This is a genomic window from Paenibacillus sp. MABNR03 (assembly GCF_050455445.1).
Classification (GTDB): domain Bacteria; phylum Bacillota; class Bacilli; order Paenibacillales; family Paenibacillaceae; genus Paenibacillus; species Paenibacillus xylanilyticus.
Genome location: NZ_JBCIYR010000001.1, coordinates 64,253 through 84,056 on the forward strand (window position 1 = coordinate 64,253; position 19,804 = coordinate 84,056).

The 19,804-nt window shown below is 48.2% G+C and carries 16 protein-coding genes; 13 read left to right on the forward strand and 3 right to left on the reverse strand.

Annotated features, from left to right (window positions below):
• The first annotated feature begins 89 nt into the window (after window positions 1–89).
• The 3 genes from AAIH57_RS00230 (at window position 90) to AAIH57_RS00240 (ending at window position 4,016) form a co-directional block, all read left to right on the forward strand.
• Complete coding sequence (locus AAIH57_RS00230) at window positions 90–2,114, forward strand: Na+/H+ antiporter (RefSeq protein WP_430020208.1); 2,025 nt, start codon at window positions 90–92, stop codon at window positions 2,112–2,114.
• A 119-nt stretch (window positions 2,115–2,233) separates the two neighbouring features.
• Window positions 2,234–3,172, forward strand: a complete 939-nt coding sequence (locus tag AAIH57_RS00235; RefSeq protein ID WP_430020209.1) for an aldo/keto reductase — start codon at window positions 2,234–2,236, stop codon at window positions 3,170–3,172.
• A 67-nt stretch (window positions 3,173–3,239) separates the two neighbouring features.
• A complete protein-coding gene (locus AAIH57_RS00240; RefSeq protein ID WP_430020210.1) occupies window positions 3,240–4,016 on the forward strand; it encodes a polysaccharide deacetylase family protein in 777 nt (258 codons plus the stop codon).
• 70 nt (window positions 4,017–4,086) lie between these two features.
• On the opposite strand, the gene AAIH57_RS00245 is transcribed toward AAIH57_RS00240, so the two are convergent.
• Entirely contained in the window at window positions 4,087–5,628 is a 1,542-nt protein-coding gene (locus AAIH57_RS00245; RefSeq protein ID WP_430020211.1) for a DHA2 family efflux MFS transporter permease subunit, read from the reverse strand.
• A gap of 9 nt (window positions 5,629–5,637) precedes the next feature.
• Window positions 5,638–6,273, reverse strand: coding sequence for an efflux RND transporter periplasmic adaptor subunit (locus AAIH57_RS00250; RefSeq protein ID WP_175399808.1), 636 nt, complete (start codon window positions 6,271–6,273; stop codon window positions 5,638–5,640).
• 160 nt (window positions 6,274–6,433) lie between these two features.
• Between AAIH57_RS00250 and AAIH57_RS00255 the strand changes: the two genes are divergently transcribed.
• The 3 genes from AAIH57_RS00255 to AAIH57_RS00265 all read left to right on the forward strand — a co-directional run bounded on the left by AAIH57_RS00255 (window position 6,434) and on the right by AAIH57_RS00265 (window position 7,846).
• Window positions 6,434–6,898 carry a hypothetical protein gene (locus tag AAIH57_RS00255; protein ID WP_430020212.1) on the forward strand — a complete coding sequence of 155 codons (465 nt, stop codon included), beginning with the start codon at window positions 6,434–6,436 and terminating at the stop codon, window positions 6,896–6,898.
• A gap of 126 nt (window positions 6,899–7,024) precedes the next feature.
• Window positions 7,025–7,231, forward strand: a complete 207-nt coding sequence (locus AAIH57_RS00260; protein ID WP_175399810.1) for a YwbE family protein — start codon at window positions 7,025–7,027, stop codon at window positions 7,229–7,231.
• A gap of 21 nt (window positions 7,232–7,252) precedes the next feature.
• Window positions 7,253–7,846 (forward strand): DUF4269 domain-containing protein, encoded by a 594-nt coding sequence (locus AAIH57_RS00265; RefSeq protein ID WP_430020213.1) that lies wholly within the window; start codon window positions 7,253–7,255, stop codon window positions 7,844–7,846.
• A gap of 13 nt (window positions 7,847–7,859) precedes the next feature.
• Here AAIH57_RS00265 and AAIH57_RS00270 read toward each other — a convergent pair whose 3' ends face one another.
• Complete coding sequence (locus AAIH57_RS00270) at window positions 7,860–9,299, reverse strand: hypothetical protein (protein ID WP_430020214.1); 1,440 nt, start codon at window positions 9,297–9,299, stop codon at window positions 7,860–7,862.
• Window positions 9,300–9,697: 398 nt separating this feature from the next.
• On the opposite strand from AAIH57_RS00270, the gene AAIH57_RS00275 reads away from it, so the two are divergent.
• From AAIH57_RS00275 to AAIH57_RS00305, 7 genes are all read left to right on the forward strand, one after another.
• Window positions 9,698–11,521 (forward strand): histidine kinase, encoded by a 1,824-nt coding sequence (locus AAIH57_RS00275; protein ID WP_430020215.1) that lies wholly within the window; start codon window positions 9,698–9,700, stop codon window positions 11,519–11,521.
• Window positions 11,496–13,109, forward strand: coding sequence for a response regulator transcription factor (locus AAIH57_RS00280; RefSeq protein WP_430020216.1), 1,614 nt, complete (start codon window positions 11,496–11,498; stop codon window positions 13,107–13,109). Before AAIH57_RS00275 ends, AAIH57_RS00280 begins: the two co-directional genes overlap by 26 nt.
• Window positions 13,110–13,305: 196 nt before the next feature.
• Entirely contained in the window at window positions 13,306–14,292 is a 987-nt protein-coding gene (locus tag AAIH57_RS00285; RefSeq protein ID WP_175399815.1) for an ABC transporter permease, read from the forward strand.
• Window positions 14,293–14,309: 17 nt separating this feature from the next.
• Window positions 14,310–15,218: a carbohydrate ABC transporter permease gene (locus AAIH57_RS00290; protein ID WP_175399816.1), complete on the forward strand. Its 909-nt coding sequence runs from the start codon at window positions 14,310–14,312 to the stop codon at window positions 15,216–15,218.
• A 149-nt stretch (window positions 15,219–15,367) separates the two neighbouring features.
• On the forward strand, window positions 15,368–16,891 hold the full coding sequence (locus tag AAIH57_RS00295) for an ABC transporter substrate-binding protein (protein ID WP_430020217.1): 1,524 nt from the start codon (window positions 15,368–15,370) through the stop codon (window positions 16,889–16,891).
• A gap of 131 nt (window positions 16,892–17,022) precedes the next feature.
• On the forward strand, window positions 17,023–17,736 hold the full coding sequence (locus AAIH57_RS00300; RefSeq protein ID WP_175399818.1) for a hypothetical protein: 714 nt from the start codon (window positions 17,023–17,025) through the stop codon (window positions 17,734–17,736).
• Window positions 17,737–18,029: 293 nt separating this feature from the next.
• Window positions 18,030–19,784 (forward strand): sensor histidine kinase, encoded by a 1,755-nt coding sequence (locus AAIH57_RS00305; protein WP_175399819.1) that lies wholly within the window; start codon window positions 18,030–18,032, stop codon window positions 19,782–19,784.
• Window positions 19,785–19,804: the final 20 nt, after the last annotated feature.

The window sequence follows — 19,804 nt, forward strand, 5'->3', positions numbered from 1 at the left end:
ACAACATTTTTATAACAAAACCGGATATATGTTAAAATAAGACTACTCCGATTGGCTTTATCACATCAATAGCGAAAGGGATTATCATCATGGAACTGTTTATAGCGGTACTTGTATTGCTGGTGCTTATCGGGTTGTCGAACATCCTGAACCGATTTGTACCTTTCATTCCGGTTCCGCTTATTCAGATTGCCCTGGGGGTTGCGATTGCGCTTCTTCCTGCAGGGGTACATCTGCCGCTGAACCCGGAACTGTTTTTTGTGCTCTTTATAGCTCCTTTGTTATATAACGATGGCAAACGAACGCCAAGGCATGAATTGTGGAACCTGAGGGCTCCCATTCTACTGCTGGCGCTGGGACTTGTCTTTGTTACGGTGGTCGTGGCAGGCTACGCCATTCACTGGCTCATACCGACTATTCCGCTGCCTGCTGCTTTTGCCCTTGCAGCCATCCTGTCTCCGACAGATGCGGTAGCGGTTGGTGCCATGGCAGGGCGTGTACATCTGCCCAAAAGCATACATAGACTTCTTGAGGGAGAAGCATTGATGAATGATGCATCCGGTCTGGTTGCATTCAAATTTGCGATTGCTGCAACCGTAACAGGCGTGTTTTCTCTGGCGGAGGCATCATTCAGCTTTCTGATTATTGCGATTGGGGGATTGCTGGTTGGTGCAGTATTATCCTTTCTGCTCATTCGGCTGGGTGTCTGGATCCGGCGTCTTGGTATGGAAGATGTGACCATTCATATGCTGCTGCAAATTTTGACACCATTCGTTATTTATCTGGTGAGTGAAGAGATTGGGGTTTCAGGCATTTTGGCTGTTGTGGCAGGAGGTATCATCCATGCCATTGAACGTGACCGCACTGAATCGGTTCAGCTGAAGATGCAGGTGGTTTCTGCAAGCACGTGGTCGGTTATTTTATTTATTCTGAATGGATTGGTTTTTGTCATTCTGGGGGTACAGATTCCGGATGTGTTGAGCACAATCTTTGTGAATGTATCGTTTAATAATCTGCAGGTTTTGGGTTATGTCGGACTGATTTCCTTGTTGTTGCTATTGCTTCGTTTTGTCTGGATATATCTGTTCTGGCAAGGGAATGAATGGTTCCGCAAAAAGTCACCGATAGGTAAGCCGAGACTGCAAGAAATATCGATTATCTCCCTGTCAGGTGTAAGAGGAGCCGTAACCCTTGCGGGTGCTTTCTCCATTCCTTATGTGCTTCAGGACGGATCTCCTTTTCCCGAACGGGATTTGATTATTTTCCTGGCAGCCGGAGTCATCCTGTTTACCTTAATTGCTGCAAGCGTGTTTCTACCTGTGCTGGCCAAGAATGATGAGAAGACAACGGATGGATCGCAGCAAACGACAGAACGTAAAGCACAGGACATTATGCTGAATGCTGCCATCCGGGCAGTCAAGTCCGAGATGACCGACGAGAACAAAGCCGCTGCGCTCGCTGTAGTTTCCGATTTGTCCAAATACATCAGGCAGGCTGCAGGGCAGCTGACTGCGGGTAAACGCAAAGACATTTTGAAGCAGGAAACTGCCATTAACCTGATTGGTACACGAGCGGAACGCAGGGAAATTGAAAATATGCTGGATGAGAACGTAATAGCTTCTGAAGCCGCGTTCAAATGTAACAGCTGGTTGGACCGCAAGGAAATGATGCTGGCAAATCGCACCAATACCCAAATGATGTTCTCGATCAGTGAAATTGGACGTGTGCTTGGACATCTATTTACGAATCGTACCGAGAAACCGGACCAGCCTTTTATGATTGAGAATGCGGATCTGTTCCGTCAGGTTAAACTGCGTACCTCTGAAGCGGCAATCAAAGCAATTCGTGCTCATATGAATGATGGTAACCGGCCCGTGGCACTGTCAGTTATTGCGAAGTATGAGCGGGTCATCGCCAGACTTAGGAGTTGGAATCAGGGCAAGACTGAAGATCCGTTCAATCAGGAGAAGCTCGAGTTGCAGATGGTCGCCATTCAGGAGCAGCGCAACACGGTGCAGCAGTTGTATGAGAATGGGGAGATTAATCGTGATGTGGCTGCGAAACTACGGCGGTTTATCAATGATGTTGAAGCGACTGTGTTGAAAAACAGCTAAGCCGATAAATCCGATATTTTAAATGTGTATATGGTTTTGATATAATATGTTGATCGTCAGATACACTACTTTTTATGGTTGTACTTATTTACAGCTCGGGAAAAGGAGATGGATGAGACATGGCAGAACAACAGACTCGCTTGGGGAAAACCGAATTGATCGTTAACCCGATCGGATTGGGTGCAAATGCAGTAGGAGGACATAATATCTATCCTGATATGCTGAATGATGAAACAGGCAAGGAAGTGGTTCGTGCGTCGCTGAAGCAAGGCATTAACTTTGTGGATACAGCCTTCATCTATGGACCTGAACATTCAGAGCGATTAATTGGCGAAGTGCTGAAAGAAACAGGGCAGCGGGAGCAGACCATCATTGCAACGAAAGCATCCCACAAATTCGTGGATGGCAGCGTAGTACACGATAATTCGCCTGCTTTCCTGAAAGCATCTGTCGATGAAGCCTTGAAACGTTTGCAGACCGATTACATTGACTTGTTCTACATTCATTTTCCGGATGAACACACACCGAAAGATGAAGCAGTAGGCGCGCTGAAGCGGTTGAAGGACGAAGGAAAAATCCGCGCCATTGGGGTTTCCAACTTTTCTCTTGAACAGCTGCGCGAAGCGAATCGGGATGGATACGTGGATGTGCTGCAATCCGAATACAATCTGTTCAAACGAGAGGCCGAGAAAGAACTGCTTCCGTACACGGCAGAACATGAAATTTCTTTTGTTCCATACTTCCCTCTGGCAGCCGGGCTGCTGGGTGGCAAATATAATCGGGATACGACATTCCAGGATGGACGGGCGAAAAACCCGCTGTTCACGGGAGAAAACTTTATCCGCAACCTGGACAAAGTGGAGCAGCTTCGCAGCATTGCCGAGTCCAAAAATGCGGAGGTTGCACATTTGGTTCTGGCCTGGTACCTGACTCAGCCTTCGATTGATGCGCTCATTCCGGGAGCGAAGAAACCGGAACAGGTCATCAATAATCTGAAAACCTTGGATGTGAAGCTGTCTGCTGAGGAGATCGCAGTGATTGACCAGATTTTCCGTTAAATAGTTCCGGCAATTCGGGAAATGCTAACAGGGAGTTTACGTTTAACGACAAAGAGAGGACATAAACATGAACCTGAAGGCAGCCCGAACGATCGGATTATTTACCCTGATTCTCATGCTCGGCACCAGTTCCGCCTATGCGAAGCCTGTTCAGAAGAACCGTCAATACTACGAGGAACGGGGAGAGATTGTATGGGAGGTACCTACACATGACAAGCTCATTGCGTTAACCTTTGACGATGGTCCGGACCCGGTGCAGACCCCGCAGATTCTGGCTCTGCTTAAGCAGTATCAAGCCAAAGGCACTTTTTTCGTATTGGGTAAATGGGCAGAGAAATACCCTGAACTGATCGTGCAGGAACAGCAGGAAGGGCACGAAGTAGCGAATCATACCTATGCCCATACTTATGCTGTCAGATCTACAGTGCAGGACAAGTATACGCAGGATATGACGGCCGCAGAGCAGTCTATTATTGATGCAGGTGTACAACGCCCGCTGTTGTTCAGGCCACCCGGAGGATTTTACAATGATATGGTCATTGAGGCCGCGAAACGAAAAGGCTATACCATTGTACTGTGGTCCTGGCATCAGGATACACGTGATTGGGCTTCTCCTGGAGTGACAGCCATCACGAGCAAAGTGCTGAAAAATGCCCGCAACGGGGATATTGTTCTGTTTCATGACAAGGTGGAAGGAAAATCCCAGACGGCGGATGCACTAAAAATAATTTTGCCCAAACTCCAGCAAGAGGGATACCGCTTCGTAACGGTATCCGATCTGCTTGCAGTAAAGGCCAAAGAAGCTGCCAAGGACGGCGTGTCATCCTTGAAACAACAGCAGTAGGCTAATTAAAAACCGCAGGTTCTCAAATGAGAAACCTGCGGTTTTTAGTTATGTTCAAGGGCCGGGCCGTTTACTGTTCTGTCTTCACCGGACGGGGACGGGAGCGTGCCCGGCGCAGAAACAGTGACAGGATCAAACCAATAATGGAAATCCAGGTGGCGACAATAAAGGCATCATTAATGCCTTCAATCGTCGAGGTCTGGACAGCGATGCCGTAGAGCTGCTGCAATGCCAGACTTGAACCTTGTTCAGGTGGCATGCCTGCGATGGCTGCCATTTCCGTACCCAGCAGACCGACTTGTTCAGTCAGGGGTACATTGGTTGTAGTTACCGTGTTCCCGTAGTCAGCCAGATGAATGCCCGACCGAGTAGCCATAACGGTAATCAGCAAGGCTGTTCCAATTGAGCCAGCTACCTGCCTGATGGTGTTGGACATCGCAGTACCATGACTGGTCAGATGAGGGGGAAGCTGGTTTAACCCCTCGGTCTGCACGGACATCATCAGCATGGACATGCCGAAGCTGCGGAGTGTATACAGTATCATAATGTGACCATAGGGCGTTTCCCCGGTTAATTTACTGAATTCAAAGGTGGAGAATGCTGTAATCAGCAAGCCCACAATGGCCAGGGGTCGAGAGCCGATCCGGTCGAACAGAGCTCCCGAGATCGGGGACATGACACCCATGAGCAATGCACCTGGCAGCAGCAACAGCCCGGATTGCAGGGGGGAGAATCCCCTTATATTTTGCAAATAGATCGGGAGTAACAACATGCCTCCAAAAAGTGCCATGTTGATGGTGGCACTGACCAGCGTGGAAATGGTAAAAATATCGTATTTAAACACACGAAACTCCAGCAGGGGATACTTCATTGCGGTTTCACGGAGTACGAAGAACGTAATGAAGAGAATACCGATGATCAAGGTCAGCAGTACAATTGCGCTGCTCCACCCCTTGTCTCCTGCAGAGCTGAATCCATAGAGAAGAAATCCGAATCCGATTGTTGAAAAGAGAGCACCATACGCATCGAATTTGGGAGAACTGAGCTTGGATACATTTCTTAGCCAAAGAAAGGCAAACAGGATATCGAGCAAGGCCAGCGGTATGACCATATAGAACAGAATGCGCCATGTGTAGTGCTCCACGATCCAGCCGGACAAGGTAGGACCAATCGCTGGAGCAAACATCATGGCGATTCCCATCGTCCCCATGGCTGTCCCTCTTTTCTCTGGAGGGAAGACCGTTAGAAATACGTTCATCACGAGCGGCATAATAATTCCCGCACCGCTGGCCTGTACAATACGTCCAATCAGCATGACCGTAAATCCAGGACTGATCGCGCAGATGGCAGAACCCACGGTGAACAGCAGCATTGCTATGATGAACAGTTTGCGGGTCCCGAATGACTCAATCAGATAGGCCGTAATGGGGATGAGCACACCATTGACAAGCAGATAGGCCGTTGACAGCCATTGTACGGTTGTTGCCGAGACGTTGAAGTCATTCATCAGATGGGGGATCGCCACATTGAGCAAGGTTTGATTCAGAATGGCAATAAAGGCGCCGAGCAGCAGGACGGCAATGGTTCTTCCGAGCGGCAATTGATTATCCATCGGCTGACCTTATATATGAACGCGCACAGTGGCGCTCATGCCTGGTACCACGCCCAGACCTTTGTAACCCTCAATCGTAATGGTGATCGGAATGACCTGTGTAACCTTGGTGTAATTGGCGTTGGTATTGGAGGACGGCAACAGGGAAAAGGATGAAGCCGTAGCGAGTCCAATCGTATCGACCTTGCCTGTTAGTGTGGTATCTGGAAAAGCATCAATGTACACGTCAACAATCTGTCCGCTTTTGATTTTGTCGATGACGGTTTCTTCCACGTTCGCGGTAACATACAAGTTATCAAAGTCATATGCTCTAGCCAGTGGATTCCCGGCGGAAACCAGTGAATTCTCCACAGCGGTGGCCTGTACAATGGTACCGCCAACAGGCATTGTAATCGGAGTGGATTTTCCGCCTGCGGAGACAGTTCCGACTGTATCCCCTTCATTAAACGAAGTGCCTACTTTGCCTTTCCAGGTTTGAAGTTCACCGCTAACGGTGGAAGCGACGGATACGGGCTGACCAGTGACGGAGGCATTATCCGTTTTGACATAGCTGGTGGACTGGTTGTAATAGTAAATGCCTGCGGCGCCTGCCCCCAATATCACCAGAATGACAATGATATTGATCAATATGGCACGTGAGTTCATGTGGATCATTCCTCCTAAAATGTTCTTCTGCTGACAATCCTGTTTGGAGCATTCCCGGTACTCGGCTGCTCTATACGAAACAACATGAAATATAATTCGCAGATTGGGGAACCAATATATTGATATGTTGCCCACAGGCGATGACAAGGAGGATGCTTACATGTTGATTATATTGGCAGTAATTGTTGTAATCGGGGTTATTTTTCTGATGATCTTTAACTCGAAATCGACCCGCAGAGCAGCAGAAGCAAGGGCTGCCCAAACTGCTGCGGCAGATCAAGAGCCTGTCCTTCTACAGGAAGAAGAGCAGCAAGACGTAGAAACTGTAGAGTCACTCCATTCGGTGGATTATTCGGAACATGGCGATCCGGAAGAGACAGAGCCTGCACTGCAAGAATCCAGGATGGAGGCGAGCCATCCAGTCCGGGATCAGGGAAATGAAACGAAAGGCAACGATAATGCATACCGCCAGGCTTTGCTTCATTTCCGCACACAATCTGAATCTGAAGAGGAACCAGCCGTAACGGAATCGAATGATGTTGAAAAAAGTGCAGATGAGGTTTATCGATCTGCATTGAGAGAGATGAAGAACAAGTCATCCGACCCTGATGCAGACCCGAAATAAGGTTTGCACGTTTTCAAGCAGCGGACATGGCTTTCGTTTTGAATCCAAAAGGTCTACAATAGATGAAGCTTTGTTGAACCTTTAGCTGAATGGATGACGTTGCAAGAGGAAGGAGAAGGACTGTTTATGAACGGACAACAACGAGTAAACATTAAACCTGGCCTGGAGGTAGATATTGTACTGAAGCAGGATCAGCCTACAGGCAAGCTGACAAGGGGTATCGTTAAGGATTTGCTGACCAAATCCCCTACACATCCCCATGGCATTAAAGTTCGCTTGACAAGTGGACAGGTTGGACGTGTAAAACACGTCATTACAGGAGCGGCAGAGTGATTCGATGCCCGAGGCTGTGACATGAAGACGGCAGCAGAGGTTATGGCACATCTGGAATCGGGAAACAAACGCCAGCGGGAAGCCCACCGGGTGCTCCTGCAGAGTGAATTGTTCTCCATTTTGAATGAATACACACCTTATCCGGCCGGAACTGTTCCCATAGATGTGGACATTCCGGGCAGTGATCTCGATATATTGTGTGAAGCTGCAGACCTGGACGCATTTGAAAGATTGGTGACGCAGCAGTATAGCGGGATGTCGCATTTCTCCTGCCAACGCGGAGCAGGGCTGGCTGATGGACATGCTTATGTGACCTGTTCCTTTCAAGTTGAGGATTGGCCTGTGGAGGTTTTCGCCCAATCGATACAGGTCATCAGTCAGAATGCTTACCTTCATATGCTCGTAGAGTGGGAGTTGTTGCAGCTCTGGGGTGCTGAAGGGCATGCTCAGATCCGCAGACTGAAACAGGAAGGATTGAAGACAGAGCCGGCCTTTGCCGCAGTGCTGGGATTGCATGGAGATCCTTATATGGAGCTGCTGCGTTTGGCGGGGTGGAGTCGGAATAAGCTGTGGAACTGGGCCCGGCAGCAAACTTCTTTCCAAAAAAACAGTTAAAGGAATGCACTTATCAAATTAGAAAGATCGCTACAATGGTTGTGACCGTCAATCCCAGCAGTACCGGCTTCAGGTTGCGGCGTGCCAGTTCAAATGGACTGACCCCGCAGATGGCAGCTGCCGGAATCAGAGCCCAAGGGATTAAGGTACCTCCACCAACCCAGATGGCAGCCACCTGACCGAGTGCTGTTAATACGGGCGCAGAATCAGCTGTTCCAGCAAACATCGAGGCGATGGAGCCAACCAGCGATATACCCGAAAACCCCGAACCATCCATTCCTGTGACCGCTCCGGTCAAGGTCATCGTTATCGCACCAACCGTGTCATTCAAAGGGACTAATCCCGCAAGGGCAACGCCCAGGTCGTTAACTATGCCGTGTGAACCATCAGGCAGAGGATGACTGAATAATTCGGTAATGGCTGCGTCCCCCAGGTAAAAGAAGGCTGCAATTGGTATCACCGGACCAAACACTTTGAATCCGAACTGAAACCCCTCGATTAAATAATTCGTTGTTTCTTCAGGCCCATCATGCCGATGTGCAGCGAGGGTGACCGCGATCAGAATCAATACCGCCGTGCCACCGATCAGGGCTGTAGCATCCCCGCCCTGAAGCTGGAGAACAAACATCAAAATGACATCCACTGCGAATAGCAACGGTATAATTAAAGCAAATGCCTTTTGTAATCGTATCGGTATGGCTTGACGTTGTTCAATTGGTGCAATTCCGGCTCCTGGCAGAGCTTCACTTGGAGAAGTAAGACCGTTTAACGAATCACCTGGAACTGGATGGCGAACCGGAGCTGACACTCCAGTCTTCATCTCGTTTCGCAGCATCCAGAAGGCCGTCACTGTGGATACCACACCCATGACGAGTACGAGAGGAATACTGGCCGTCATAACGGAGGTAACCGGAAGACCGGCTGCATCAGCAGTCAATTTGGGAGCCCCTTGAATGATATAGTCCCCCGAGAGTGCGATACCGTGCCCGAAGAGGTTCATCGCAATGGCAGCCCCGATGGGCGGAAGTCCTACACGAACCGCTACCGGAAGCAAGACGGCCCCAACCAGAGCCACCGCAGGCGAAGGCCAAAAAAACAGGGAGACAGTCATCATGATGAGCCCAATTCCCCAATAAGCCACCTGTGGTGAACGAATAAATCGGGTTAACGGTGCGACCATCACTTCATTAATACCTGTGCGAATCAGCACCCGACTCATGGCTACAATGATCGAGATAATAAAGATCGTGCTGAGCAGTTCTTTTGCGGCATAGACAAAACTATTAAAGATTCCTGACACCGCACCACTTAACGTCTCTGTTGCCAGTAATCCGATCGTCAAAACACCGGCAACACAGATGATCGTGGTATCCCGGCGCCGGATCATGACGGCAACGATGAGCACGATAAAAGCCAAATATACATAATGCAGCGGTACCAATTGAATATTCACATCACATGCCTCCTTCCACCTTAGTCCTAAGGCGTGCTATATCGTATGCATGTCAGAACCGGGCGTTCGTGGAGAAGAGGAGAGCAGGGAAGCTTTATTTTTGGGGAACAGCCCAAGTGTGACAGAAGCAGGATTTTTTTTACAAAATGGAGAATGGGTAGACCATACAGAATGGAAGTGTTTGCTGAATCAGGTCACCATAGATGACAGAGTTAGGTCACTTAAACATATAGACAATGCGTAATCCGCATGATTACAATGAACATGCCACCATAAAGGAAGAAATATGGAAAAATTCCAGCCTTGAGGAAGTATCAAATAAATGAACTATTTATTTTTGATAACGTTTACAGGTTTGAGAGCAATCCAATTCAACGAGAACAAGAGGGCGGGAATCCATGAACTTTATCCGTTCATTGCGTTTCAAATTCATGATTGGCTTGACACTTATTATGCTGCCGTTGTTCCTGCTGCTGTACTATAACAATGTCTATGCGATAAGAGTTGTGCGCGATAAAGTATCTCTCACCAACATGAATCATCTTGCGAAAAGTGTAGAGCAGAATGAGCGAGTACTGCAGGAAACCAATCGGTACTTATACAGTCTGGGCGAGCGTGACCCGGATATTATTTCGCTTTTTTTCCTGAAATACGGCAGCGGGGATTACATCATCGCCAAACAGCGAATCATGAACAAATTTATGACAGATATCGGATTTTACAATCTGATTGATTCCTTTTTCCTGTATGATGCGGTGAATGATGACCTGCTGCTGGCGACTTCGGGCAGTTATGATGTCAAAATGTCACTTGTGCGGGAGAGCATGCCTGTTCAGATGACGCAATTGGACGATGAAATCCAGCAGCCGGAATGGAGCATCGTTCGCGGCGGGGCGTGGAATGCACTGGTCAAAACAGTACGAATCAACCAGCAGTTCTACGCTGGTGCACTTGTGGATATGAACGCGCTGAATCATCCCGAACAATTCACGGAATCCGGTGAACGTGGAGGCGCAGTCATCGTGGATAGCAATGGGGGTGCACTGTCGGGTTCTTCCCTGGACCCGGCGCAGATCAAGCTTGCTGCAGCACATCTCTCCGGTCTGGAGAATCCGTACCAGGTCATTTCGGAGGTTACGTCCAGGGGGGATGCACGTCAATACCTGATGCTGGGTATGCCCTCTGCGATGTCCAAGATGAATTATATTGTCCTGTTGCCGGAAGAGGATATGCTGCGTAACCTGCCCTTTTTTCAGCAGATTATTCGTCTGCTGCCTATTGGGGCAGCGGTCATTTTGATCACAGCACTTGTGTTCTTGCGACAGCTGCTGTTTCGACCCATGAATACACTGATTCGGGGGATGAGACGTGTTAGCCGGGGCGAACTTGATGTGAGGCTGGAACCGCCGGCTTCATCGGAGCTGGAGTTCGTAACCCGTAGTTTCAATCAAATGACAAGTGAGATTCAGCATCTGAAGATTGATGTCTATGAAGAACAGCTGCGCACCAGAGAAGCCGAATTCAAGCAGCTCCAGATGCAGATTAATCCTCACTTTTACCTGAATTCCCTGAATATTATCCACAGCCTAGCTTCACTGCAAAAGCATGAGCTGGTCCAGCAGATGGCCGGACATTTGGCCGATTATTTCCGGTTCAGCCTCCGGGCAGGCAAACGTGTCATCCGGCTGGATGAAGAACTGGAACACATTCGTCACTATTTGGAGATTCAGAAGCTTAGATTTCCGAACAAACTGAATTTTTCCCTGGACGTGGATGAGGGACTTGGCCAGTATATGTTGCCACCTTTAACACTTCAGCCCTTTGTGGAAAATGCAATCATTCACGGATTTAAACGGCGTACCGAACCATTTGTCATTCGTATTACAGCCAAAGAAACGAAAACGTTATCCGATGGTGAATCCGAACGAATGGGGGAGGGGGATTGCGCCACCAATTTGAGGCTTTCAGTAGAGGATAACGGCGTAGGGTTTGAGCAGGAAATGCTTACACGGCTGCAGCAGGGGTTATATGCGGAGGACCCCAGCGGACTGCACATCGGGATCTGGAACGTTGCCCACCGTTTGCTTGTGAAATACAGCGACACAGCGAGACTGGAGTTCCGAAATCAGGATGCTGGTGGAGCAGCGGTCATCCTATATTTGCCCGCCCAGACGGAAGCCGAAGAAGGGGGAACTTATGCGGAACCTGTTAATCGTGGATGATGAGGTCTATGCCCTTCAAGCCATGGTGGAAGGGATTGATTGGAGCTTGGCAGGAATCGATCAGGTATTCAGTGCTGGTGATGCCGAAGAAGCAAGAATGGTGCTTCAAAGTCACTCCATTGATATCCTGATCTCTGATATTGAAATGCCGGGGGAAACAGGTCTGGATTTGCAGAGCTGGGTATTGAAGCATGATCCCGGCATACTGACCATTTTTCTGACAGGTCATGCTCTGTTTGACTACGCCCAGACAGCGATCAAGTTAAACAGCTTTGATTATGTGTTAAAACCTGCTCAGGCGGATCAACTGCTCAAAATCGTCACAAAGGCTGTGGACAAAATCAAAGCCGGAGAGCAGCGTTCACGTACCAATAAGATATATGAATCCGTGTATAAACGCTGGCAAACCCATAAACCGCTCCTGACGGAGCGATTCTGGAAAGATGCCATCTCTCAACGTGTTAATCTGACCAAGCCGCGACTGCAGGAGCTGGCCGAAGTATATGGAGCGGAAATTGATCCCGACGCACGCGTTTTGCCGATTGTCATATCGGTGGAGGAATGGGTGAGGGAGTTTGATCTGCGTGATGAGGAAGTGCTGGAATATGCCCTTCGCAATGCAGCCAAGGAGATGATACTTGGTGAACAGCCGGGGGAAGTATTTCAGGACCATAGCGGTCTGAATATTGTACTCGCGTATGAACAGGGTGGCGTCGTACCAATTGCAAGCCAAGTTGCAAAGGACTGCCACGTGTACATTCAGGAGTGCGGGACGTACTTCTACTGCCGCTTGTCCTGTTATGTGGGCGTTCCTGTTGCCGTGACCGAACTGCAGGGCCTTTTGACCGAACTGATGGATATGGAGCGCCGTAATATCAGGGAGCTTGAAGGAGTCTTCGTGTATGACGAGCAGGGCAGGGAACCGGAGGATCGCTTCTTGCCGATCCCTTGGTTCTCCGAGTTGTCCATTTTGTTCGAGACTGGCAAAGTTGACGATCTTCGGGAGCGCGTGGAAGAAATATTCGAGCTGCTGGCTGCCCAGGAACAGTTATCTCCTGAGATTCTGCGCCTGTTCTATCACGCCATGCTGCATGTGGTCTATCCCCTGCTTCATCAGAAAAGCGTATCCGTACGCAGTCTGTATCCGGGTGAGCGGGAGCCGGAAGAGAGCATGGTCACCCGTTCCCTGCCGCAATTGAAGCAATGGACATTGGATCTCATTAGCCGTGCCATTCCGATACTGTATCCAGACGATCACGGCCCCATGACGGTGGTTGATCAACTGTGCATATATATCGAGAACCATATTGGGGAGGATCTGATGCGGGAGGAGTTGGCATCTTTTGCCGGCTTCAACCCTGCATATCTGTCCCGCCTGTTTCGGAAGGAGAAGGGGATGTCGCTCTCTGAGTTTATTTTGCAGCACCGGGTAGCCAAAGCAAAAATGTTATTGTCCGAATCAACCGTCAAGGTAACCGATATTGCGGGCAAGGTGGGCTACTATAATTACTCCCATTTTACGAAAATGTTCAAAAAGTGCACGGGCATTACCCCACAGGAGTTTCGCAAACAGTCCCGCACCGTCTAGCGCTGACGCAGCATGCTGCGTCTTTTGTTTTGTTTTGTTTTGTTTTGTTTCATGTAAAAGTCATCATTTGATAAGTGAAGAGGTCACCACAGCAGATAGTGGGCCGGAACTCCCAGCCGTATACTTGAACCACAGGATACACAGCGGTGCTTTCATCCTGAGGAAGGAAATCAAGAGGAGTGAGGGAGAAGAGGTTATGAATACACAACCCCAGGCGGGTAAGGGCGTACGGATATCGGATATACCGGAACGATCGGTCCGCAAGCGGAAGTCTGTATGGTACAATCTTGGGAAATTTAAAGTGCTGTATCTCATGTTTTTGCCAGGAATTTTGTTTCTGCTGGTGAACAATTATATGCCGATGTTTGGGGTCCTGATTGCGTTTAAAAATGTGAATTACGCCGACGGTATTTGGGGCAGTCCCTGGAGCGGCTGGGATAACTTCAAGTACCTGTTCTCGACAAGTGATGCTTGGGAGATCACCCGTAATACCATCGCTTATAACACCGTGTTCATTGCGCTGAATTTGGTCGTAGGAGTAGGACTCGCAATCCTGCTTAATGAAGTGAAGAACAAGGCAATGTCCAAACTGTATCAATCACTTATGCTGCTCCCTTACTTCCTGTCCATGATCGTGGTCAGCTACCTGGTTCTGGCCTTTCTCGGCAAGGATTCGGGTTTCATGAACTCGACGATTCTGCAGCTCTTTGGCGGGCAGCCGATTGATTGGTACTCGGAGCCAAAGTATTGGCCTTACATTCTACCGATTGTGAACACGTGGAAAAACATTGGATATTATGCCGTCATTTATTTGGCAGCTGTCGTGGGCATTGATGAAGAATACTATGAAGCCGCTGTGCTGGACGGAGCAAGCAAGTGGCATCAGATCCGGTTCATCACGGTTCCGTTTCTGGTCCCCCTAATTGTCATTATGACACTGCTCCAGATTGGCCGGATTTTCTACGCGGACTTCAGTCTGTTCTATCAGGTTCCACTGGAATCGGGGGCTTTGTTCCCGGTAACGAACGTACTGGATACCTACGTATATCGCACATTCCTCATTGGTGGCGACATTGGGATGTCTTCTGCGGCAGGGTTGTATCAGGCAGTTGTCGGTTTTGTACTTGTCCTTGTATCCAATACAATCGTCCGAAGAATGGATAAAGATAATGCACTATTTTGAGAGGAGGCAAGTCAGCTGTGAAATCACGTGATCCATTAGCCGTGTCGCGACGTTCCGCGTCCATCATCCACGGCATGTTCATCTTTTATGCCATTGCCTGCATCGTGCCCATCCTGCTTGTCTTCGCCATCTCCTTCTCGGACGAGACAACGGTTATTGCGAACGGGTATAAGCTGATTCCCGAAAAATTTAGCCTGACCGCCTATGAGTTTTTGTTCAAGGATATGGATCAAATTATCCACTCTTACGGCATTTCCATAATCGTAACGGTGATAGGTACCATTACCAGTGTGGCGCTGACTGCACTATATGCCTATCCTCTTTCCAGAAGGGATCTGCCTTACCGGGGATGGTTTGCATTCTTTATTTTCTTCACGATGCTGTTCAACGGGGGGCTGGTTCCTTGGTATCTCGTATACGTCAATGTGCTGGATCTCAAAAATTCCATTCTGGCCTTGATTTTGCCCCTGCTGTTATCGCCGTTCTTCGTTCTGGTCATGCGTACGTTCTTCGCTAATTCCATTCCGGTATCGATTCTTGAATCGGCACGGATCGATGGAGCAGGAGAGCTCCGAACGTTTACACGGATCGTACTGCCGCTCTCCTTGCCGGTTATGGCTACCGTGGCGCTGTTCAGTACGCTGAATTATTGGAATGACTGGTATCTCAGCATGATTTTTATTTCCGATAACCGGACGATCAGTCTTCAGTACCTCATGTACCGAACGCTGCTCGATATTCAATATTTAACATCCAACTCCAATGTCTCTTCACAGATTTCGTCGCAGGGCGGATTGCTGAATCTACCCAACAAAACGCTGCAAATGGCGATGGCTGTCGTGGGCATCGGTCCGATTGTGCTGGCCTATCCGTTCTTCCAAAGGTACTTCATTAAAGGGCTTACGGTGGGTGCTGTGAAAGGATAACTCCGGCCCGGTTAGCGGAAAAATGGATGATCCCAAGATAGACTGAAAGGGCTAATATACAGTGCAATGAAACATCAGGTCAGACTCGGGTAACATGCGAATTGGGGAAAACGCTCGCAAAGTCTAACATTTTATTGGGAGGGGTTCAGTTGGTTAAGTCTTTGAAGGTATGGCCGCGACTCGCGGCAGCGGCTATGGCATTAAGTTTGGTACTTGCAGGATGTTCATCAGACAAAAGTGGAACGACGCCAGGTGCAGAAAGCGGTGGGAATGGAGAAAGCAGCACCAAATCCTATGAAGTAACCTTGTATTATCCAGGGACACCACAGAAAGACGTAGCATTGGTAGAAGCCGAGATCAACAAAAAAATGGAGCCCAAGATCGGAGCTACCCTCAAGATCAATGCAATCGACTGGGGGCAGTGGGATAACAAGCTCAATCTGATGATCTCTTCCGGAGAAAAGTCGGACATTATTTTTACGGCGGCATGGCAGAACTACACCGTCAATGTGGCAAAAGGGGCATTCCTGCCTCTGAATGATCTGCTTGACCAGTATGGGCAGGATATCAAGAAAAATCTGGACCCTGCCTTTCTGGAAGGTTCCCAGGTTGATGGCGTGAACTATGGCGTTCCGACAAACAAGGAATTGGCAGCTACGCGCGGTGTCCTGGTGCGCCAGGATCTGGCAGATAAATACAAACTCGACCTGACTACGGTAAAAACGTGGTCCGATCTGGAACCTCTGCTGAAAACGATCAAGGAAAACGAACCAGCGGTTACTCCGTTCTACATCTCGAACACCAACGGTAACGGGCTGCTCGAAAACCTCGATTGGGATTATCTTGGTGATGCATCCGTACCCGGAGTCATTTCCAAAACTGCAGGAACAACAACCGTGCTGAATGAAGTGGAGACACCTGAATTTCAGGAGGCTGCTGCACTGGCGCGCAAATGGTATCAGGCAGGATATATCAATAGTGATGCAGCAACTTCCAATGTATTTCCTAAGGATCAAGCGAAGGCAGGCAAGGTCTTTATGTGGACCGATGGCATGAAACCGGGGAAGGACAAAGAAGAAGAAGGGTACGTCGGATATCCACTGACTCAGATTGAGATGACGCAGCCAACCATTACTACCGGAGATGCTTCAGGAGCCATGCTGGCGATCTCACGTTCTTCCGAGCAGCCGGAGAAAGCGATGCAGGTTATCAACCTGCTCCACTCTGACAAGGAGATCAACAACTTGCTGAATTTCGGTATTGAAGGCAAACATTATGTCAAAAAAGACGGCGAGGACAATATTATCACTTTGCCTGCAGGCGTGGATGCCAACAGCCGCACGTATAATCCCGGTGCACAGTGGCAGCTTGGCAACCAGTTCCTGAACTTCCTCTGGGATAATGAAGATCCTCAGAAATGGGAGAAATTCAAGGAGTTTAATGCCAAGGGAGTCAAGTCACCTGCACTCGGCTTTACCTTCAACAGTCAATCTGTCAAAAACGAAATTGCAGCGGTCAATAACGTAAACAAACAGTTTAAACCGGGTATGACCTCTGGTGCGGTAGATCCAAACGAGATGATACCGAAGTATCTGGAGAAGCTGAAAGCCGCAGGCATTGACAAGATTATTGCAGCCAAACAGGAGCAGCTCGACGCATTTCTGTCCAAATAAAATGATCTTTTCCCAAATAATCAAGGTGTTTTCGGCGAAAGTCGAAGATGCCTTGATTTTTTTGATATGGATTGTACATCATAATTAGGAAATTTATGATATAATCAGGTAGCTTAATAGGGGGTGTTCCTGTGTCGAGGACGAAATTAGCGTTCTCTGCGATTTTGCTGCTCTTTGCCATCATTTTTACGTTTAATCACCACCTGGGTTATTCGGTGGGAGATAGGATGTTATCCAAGATGGGGTTATCCCCCTATACCACAGCTTACGTAAGCGGTGTACATGTTACTATTTTTATAGGACTGGGTTTATTGGGATGCAGTTTTTATCTAACACGCAAAGTGATCATGCCATCGCATCCGCGATTGGCGAAGCGCCTCTGGCTGATCGTCGTGGTCATTATTCTTAGCTATTCTTACATAACAGACAAGGTGATGTATGTTGCCAAATGGGGCTCCACAGGCATCCATGGTGTATCTTATCTTCAGAATGACAGCTCCTGTATGTACCACGTATCCCGTGATGGCAGTACAATCGTAAGCTGTGACCTTACACTTAAAAATTATAGCAGACAACCCGTCGCAGCGGTGCTTCTACCCGACTTGGCCAGAAGCTACAGACAACAGGATGATCCCTTATATGACGCATTGAAATCCGTCGAACTTACACCAGCACATCTCGAGATCAAGCCTCACGGAACGTTCTCAGGCAAAATTGCATTTTCAGGTATTGCTCAGTCTCCGCTCCAGGTAAAGGGCAAACTCGCCGATATTGTGCTGGATGTGGAAGTAGAGGGTCAGAACATTGTGTTTGATTATGCCAATGCCATAAGAATACAGAAGTAAATACATAGCAGCATGATAGAAATTTTAGAATGGTGTCATAGTAGTTATCCGCGAGGAGCTGGCCGGTATTGGCTGGCTTTTTTTTGTGATGTGAAGTTGCAATTAGTGCAGAAATATTGGATTTGTGACCTTTATCCCCTTAATGGTAACGCTTACGCTATTAATATGCCGGTTTGACGAGGAGCGATGAAACGACGAAGGCGGAGAGACGCATGAGAAAAAAATAGATTGTTTTTACCGCTTACATCATTACAATTAATGTCACGACAATTTTAGACAAGGTGAGATGAAAAATGTCATACCGGACCAATCTGTTTTCCAAAATGATGATCTTAATCCTGATTATGCTGATTCCGGTCGTATTGCTGTATTGGTACTCGAATCACAAAACGACGGCCGTGCTCAGGGATGAATTGAATCGCTCCAATAGTAACCAGCTCGAATTTTTCCAGAATCAAGTGAATACACACATTGAGTTGTTATCATCTTGGCCCAATCTGCTTATCCATGACCCGGATATTGCGAGCTTCCGGCGGATTTATGCGGATAGCCGGTATTTTGACCTCGATGCAATCAATCTGGTTAAACGTATTCAAAACAAGCTGAGTATTCAGGAAAGTTCATCGAACTGGACAACAAAATTATATTTGTATTCCCCTTCCATGGGCAGAGTTGTTTCCGAACGGGATGCGCGTTTTTATGATAAGCAGGCACTCAGGGAAAGTATGGTTTCCGGTTGGGATGTGCGCAAGGTTGAGGATGGAGAAGACGAAAAATTCATGTTCAGCTGGATTACCGCTTCCCCTTATGGGATCAAGGATCCAGCCGTGAATGCAGAGACCATTATCAAGCTGGAGTTTGATAGCGATAACATTCGGGATATGCTGGACAAGTTCAAGGATGACGGAAGGCATGATCCGTTCTATTACCGGGAAGAATCCGGAGTCATCTATAACCGGACTTCGGATCGTACCCTGACGAATCAGCTGATGGACCAGCTGGCCATTCATAAACTTCAGGATGTGGACAACCGTACCGTGGTGATCGACAACGAACCTTACATGGTGAACACGGTTAAATCCAGCACGACAGGCTGGTATCTGGTGGATTATATGCCTTTATCCGATATTTTGAAACCCATTCATCAATCGAATGTCCTGTTCTATTCTTCAATGATTTGTTTGCTTGGTATGAGTTTTCTTGCTGCTTATCTGTTGTACGTTCAGGTACAGGTGCCCGTGAAGCAGCTTATTCGTGGCTTCCAGCGACTGAAGCAGGAGGATTACTCGGTACGAATTGAACCGAAGGGGCGAAATGAATTCAGCTTTTTGTCGGAGCGATTCAATTCCATGGTGGATCAGATTCAGCAGTTGTTTGAACATGTGTATCTGGAACAGATCCATGTACGCGAAGCCCGTTTGAAGCAGCTGCAATCCCAGATTAACCCGCACTTTTTCTATAATTGTTTTTCTTTCATCACAAGCATGGCAAAGTTGAAACGCGTGGATGCTGTGGTAGCCATGTCACACAATTTATCCAGGTACTATCGTTACACAACAAGGCAGGAACGTGATGTTGTGCCGCTTACAGAAGAAATCGAGTTTGTTACCTGTTATCTGGAAATTCAGCAGATGCGCATGGACCGGATTCGTTATTGTATTGATCTGCCAGAGTATATGATGCGGCAGGAGGTCCCGCCGCTTATTGTGCAGCCTTTGGTGGAGAATGCGGTAATTCACGGTATTGAGGCGGATGCGGAAGCCGGAGAGATCAGAATATCTGGGAAAAAACGTGATGGTGTGATGATTCTTATGGTGGAAGATGACGGACATGGGATGACCGATGAGGAGCGGGAGAGGCTTCTTGATAAGCTTCGGGGCACGATGGATCAGGAAATGGGCTGCGGATTGTGGAATGTGAATCAGCGGTTGCAGCTGCGATATGGAGAGCAGGCAGGCATTGACATTACAGAATCCTCACTGGGTGGGCTCTGTGTGACCCTATCTTGGCCTGCAGAAGATGAGATATGTGTGGATCAGTGCCCATAGCGAACGATTGACAGGAATTT

Excerpts from the sequence above, each read along its gene's own strand:
- AAIH57_RS00230 (WP_430020208.1), top strand. The coding sequence starts at position 90 with ATGGAACTGTTTATAGCGGTACTTGTATTGCTGGTGCTTATCGGGTTG.
- AAIH57_RS00235 (WP_430020209.1), top strand. The coding sequence starts at position 2,234 with ATGGCAGAACAACAGACTCGCTTGGGGAAAACCGAATTGATCGTTAAC.
- AAIH57_RS00240 (WP_430020210.1), top strand. The coding sequence starts at position 3,240 with ATGAACCTGAAGGCAGCCCGAACGATCGGATTATTTACCCTGATTCTC.
- AAIH57_RS00245 (WP_430020211.1), bottom strand. The coding sequence starts at position 5,628 with ATGGATAATCAATTGCCGCTCGGAAGAACCATTGCCGTCCTGCTGCTC.
- AAIH57_RS00250 (WP_175399808.1), bottom strand. The coding sequence starts at position 6,273 with ATGAACTCACGTGCCATATTGATCAATATCATTGTCATTCTGGTGATA.
- AAIH57_RS00255 (WP_430020212.1), top strand. The coding sequence starts at position 6,434 with ATGTTGATTATATTGGCAGTAATTGTTGTAATCGGGGTTATTTTTCTG.
- AAIH57_RS00260 (WP_175399810.1), top strand. The coding sequence starts at position 7,025 with ATGAACGGACAACAACGAGTAAACATTAAACCTGGCCTGGAGGTAGAT.
- AAIH57_RS00265 (WP_430020213.1), top strand. The coding sequence starts at position 7,253 with ATGAAGACGGCAGCAGAGGTTATGGCACATCTGGAATCGGGAAACAAA.
- AAIH57_RS00275 (WP_430020215.1), top strand. The coding sequence starts at position 9,698 with ATGAACTTTATCCGTTCATTGCGTTTCAAATTCATGATTGGCTTGACA.
- AAIH57_RS00280 (WP_430020216.1), top strand. The coding sequence starts at position 11,496 with ATGCGGAACCTGTTAATCGTGGATGATGAGGTCTATGCCCTTCAAGCC.
- AAIH57_RS00285 (WP_175399815.1), top strand. The coding sequence starts at position 13,306 with ATGAATACACAACCCCAGGCGGGTAAGGGCGTACGGATATCGGATATA.
- AAIH57_RS00305 (WP_175399819.1), top strand. The coding sequence starts at position 18,030 with ATGTCATACCGGACCAATCTGTTTTCCAAAATGATGATCTTAATCCTG.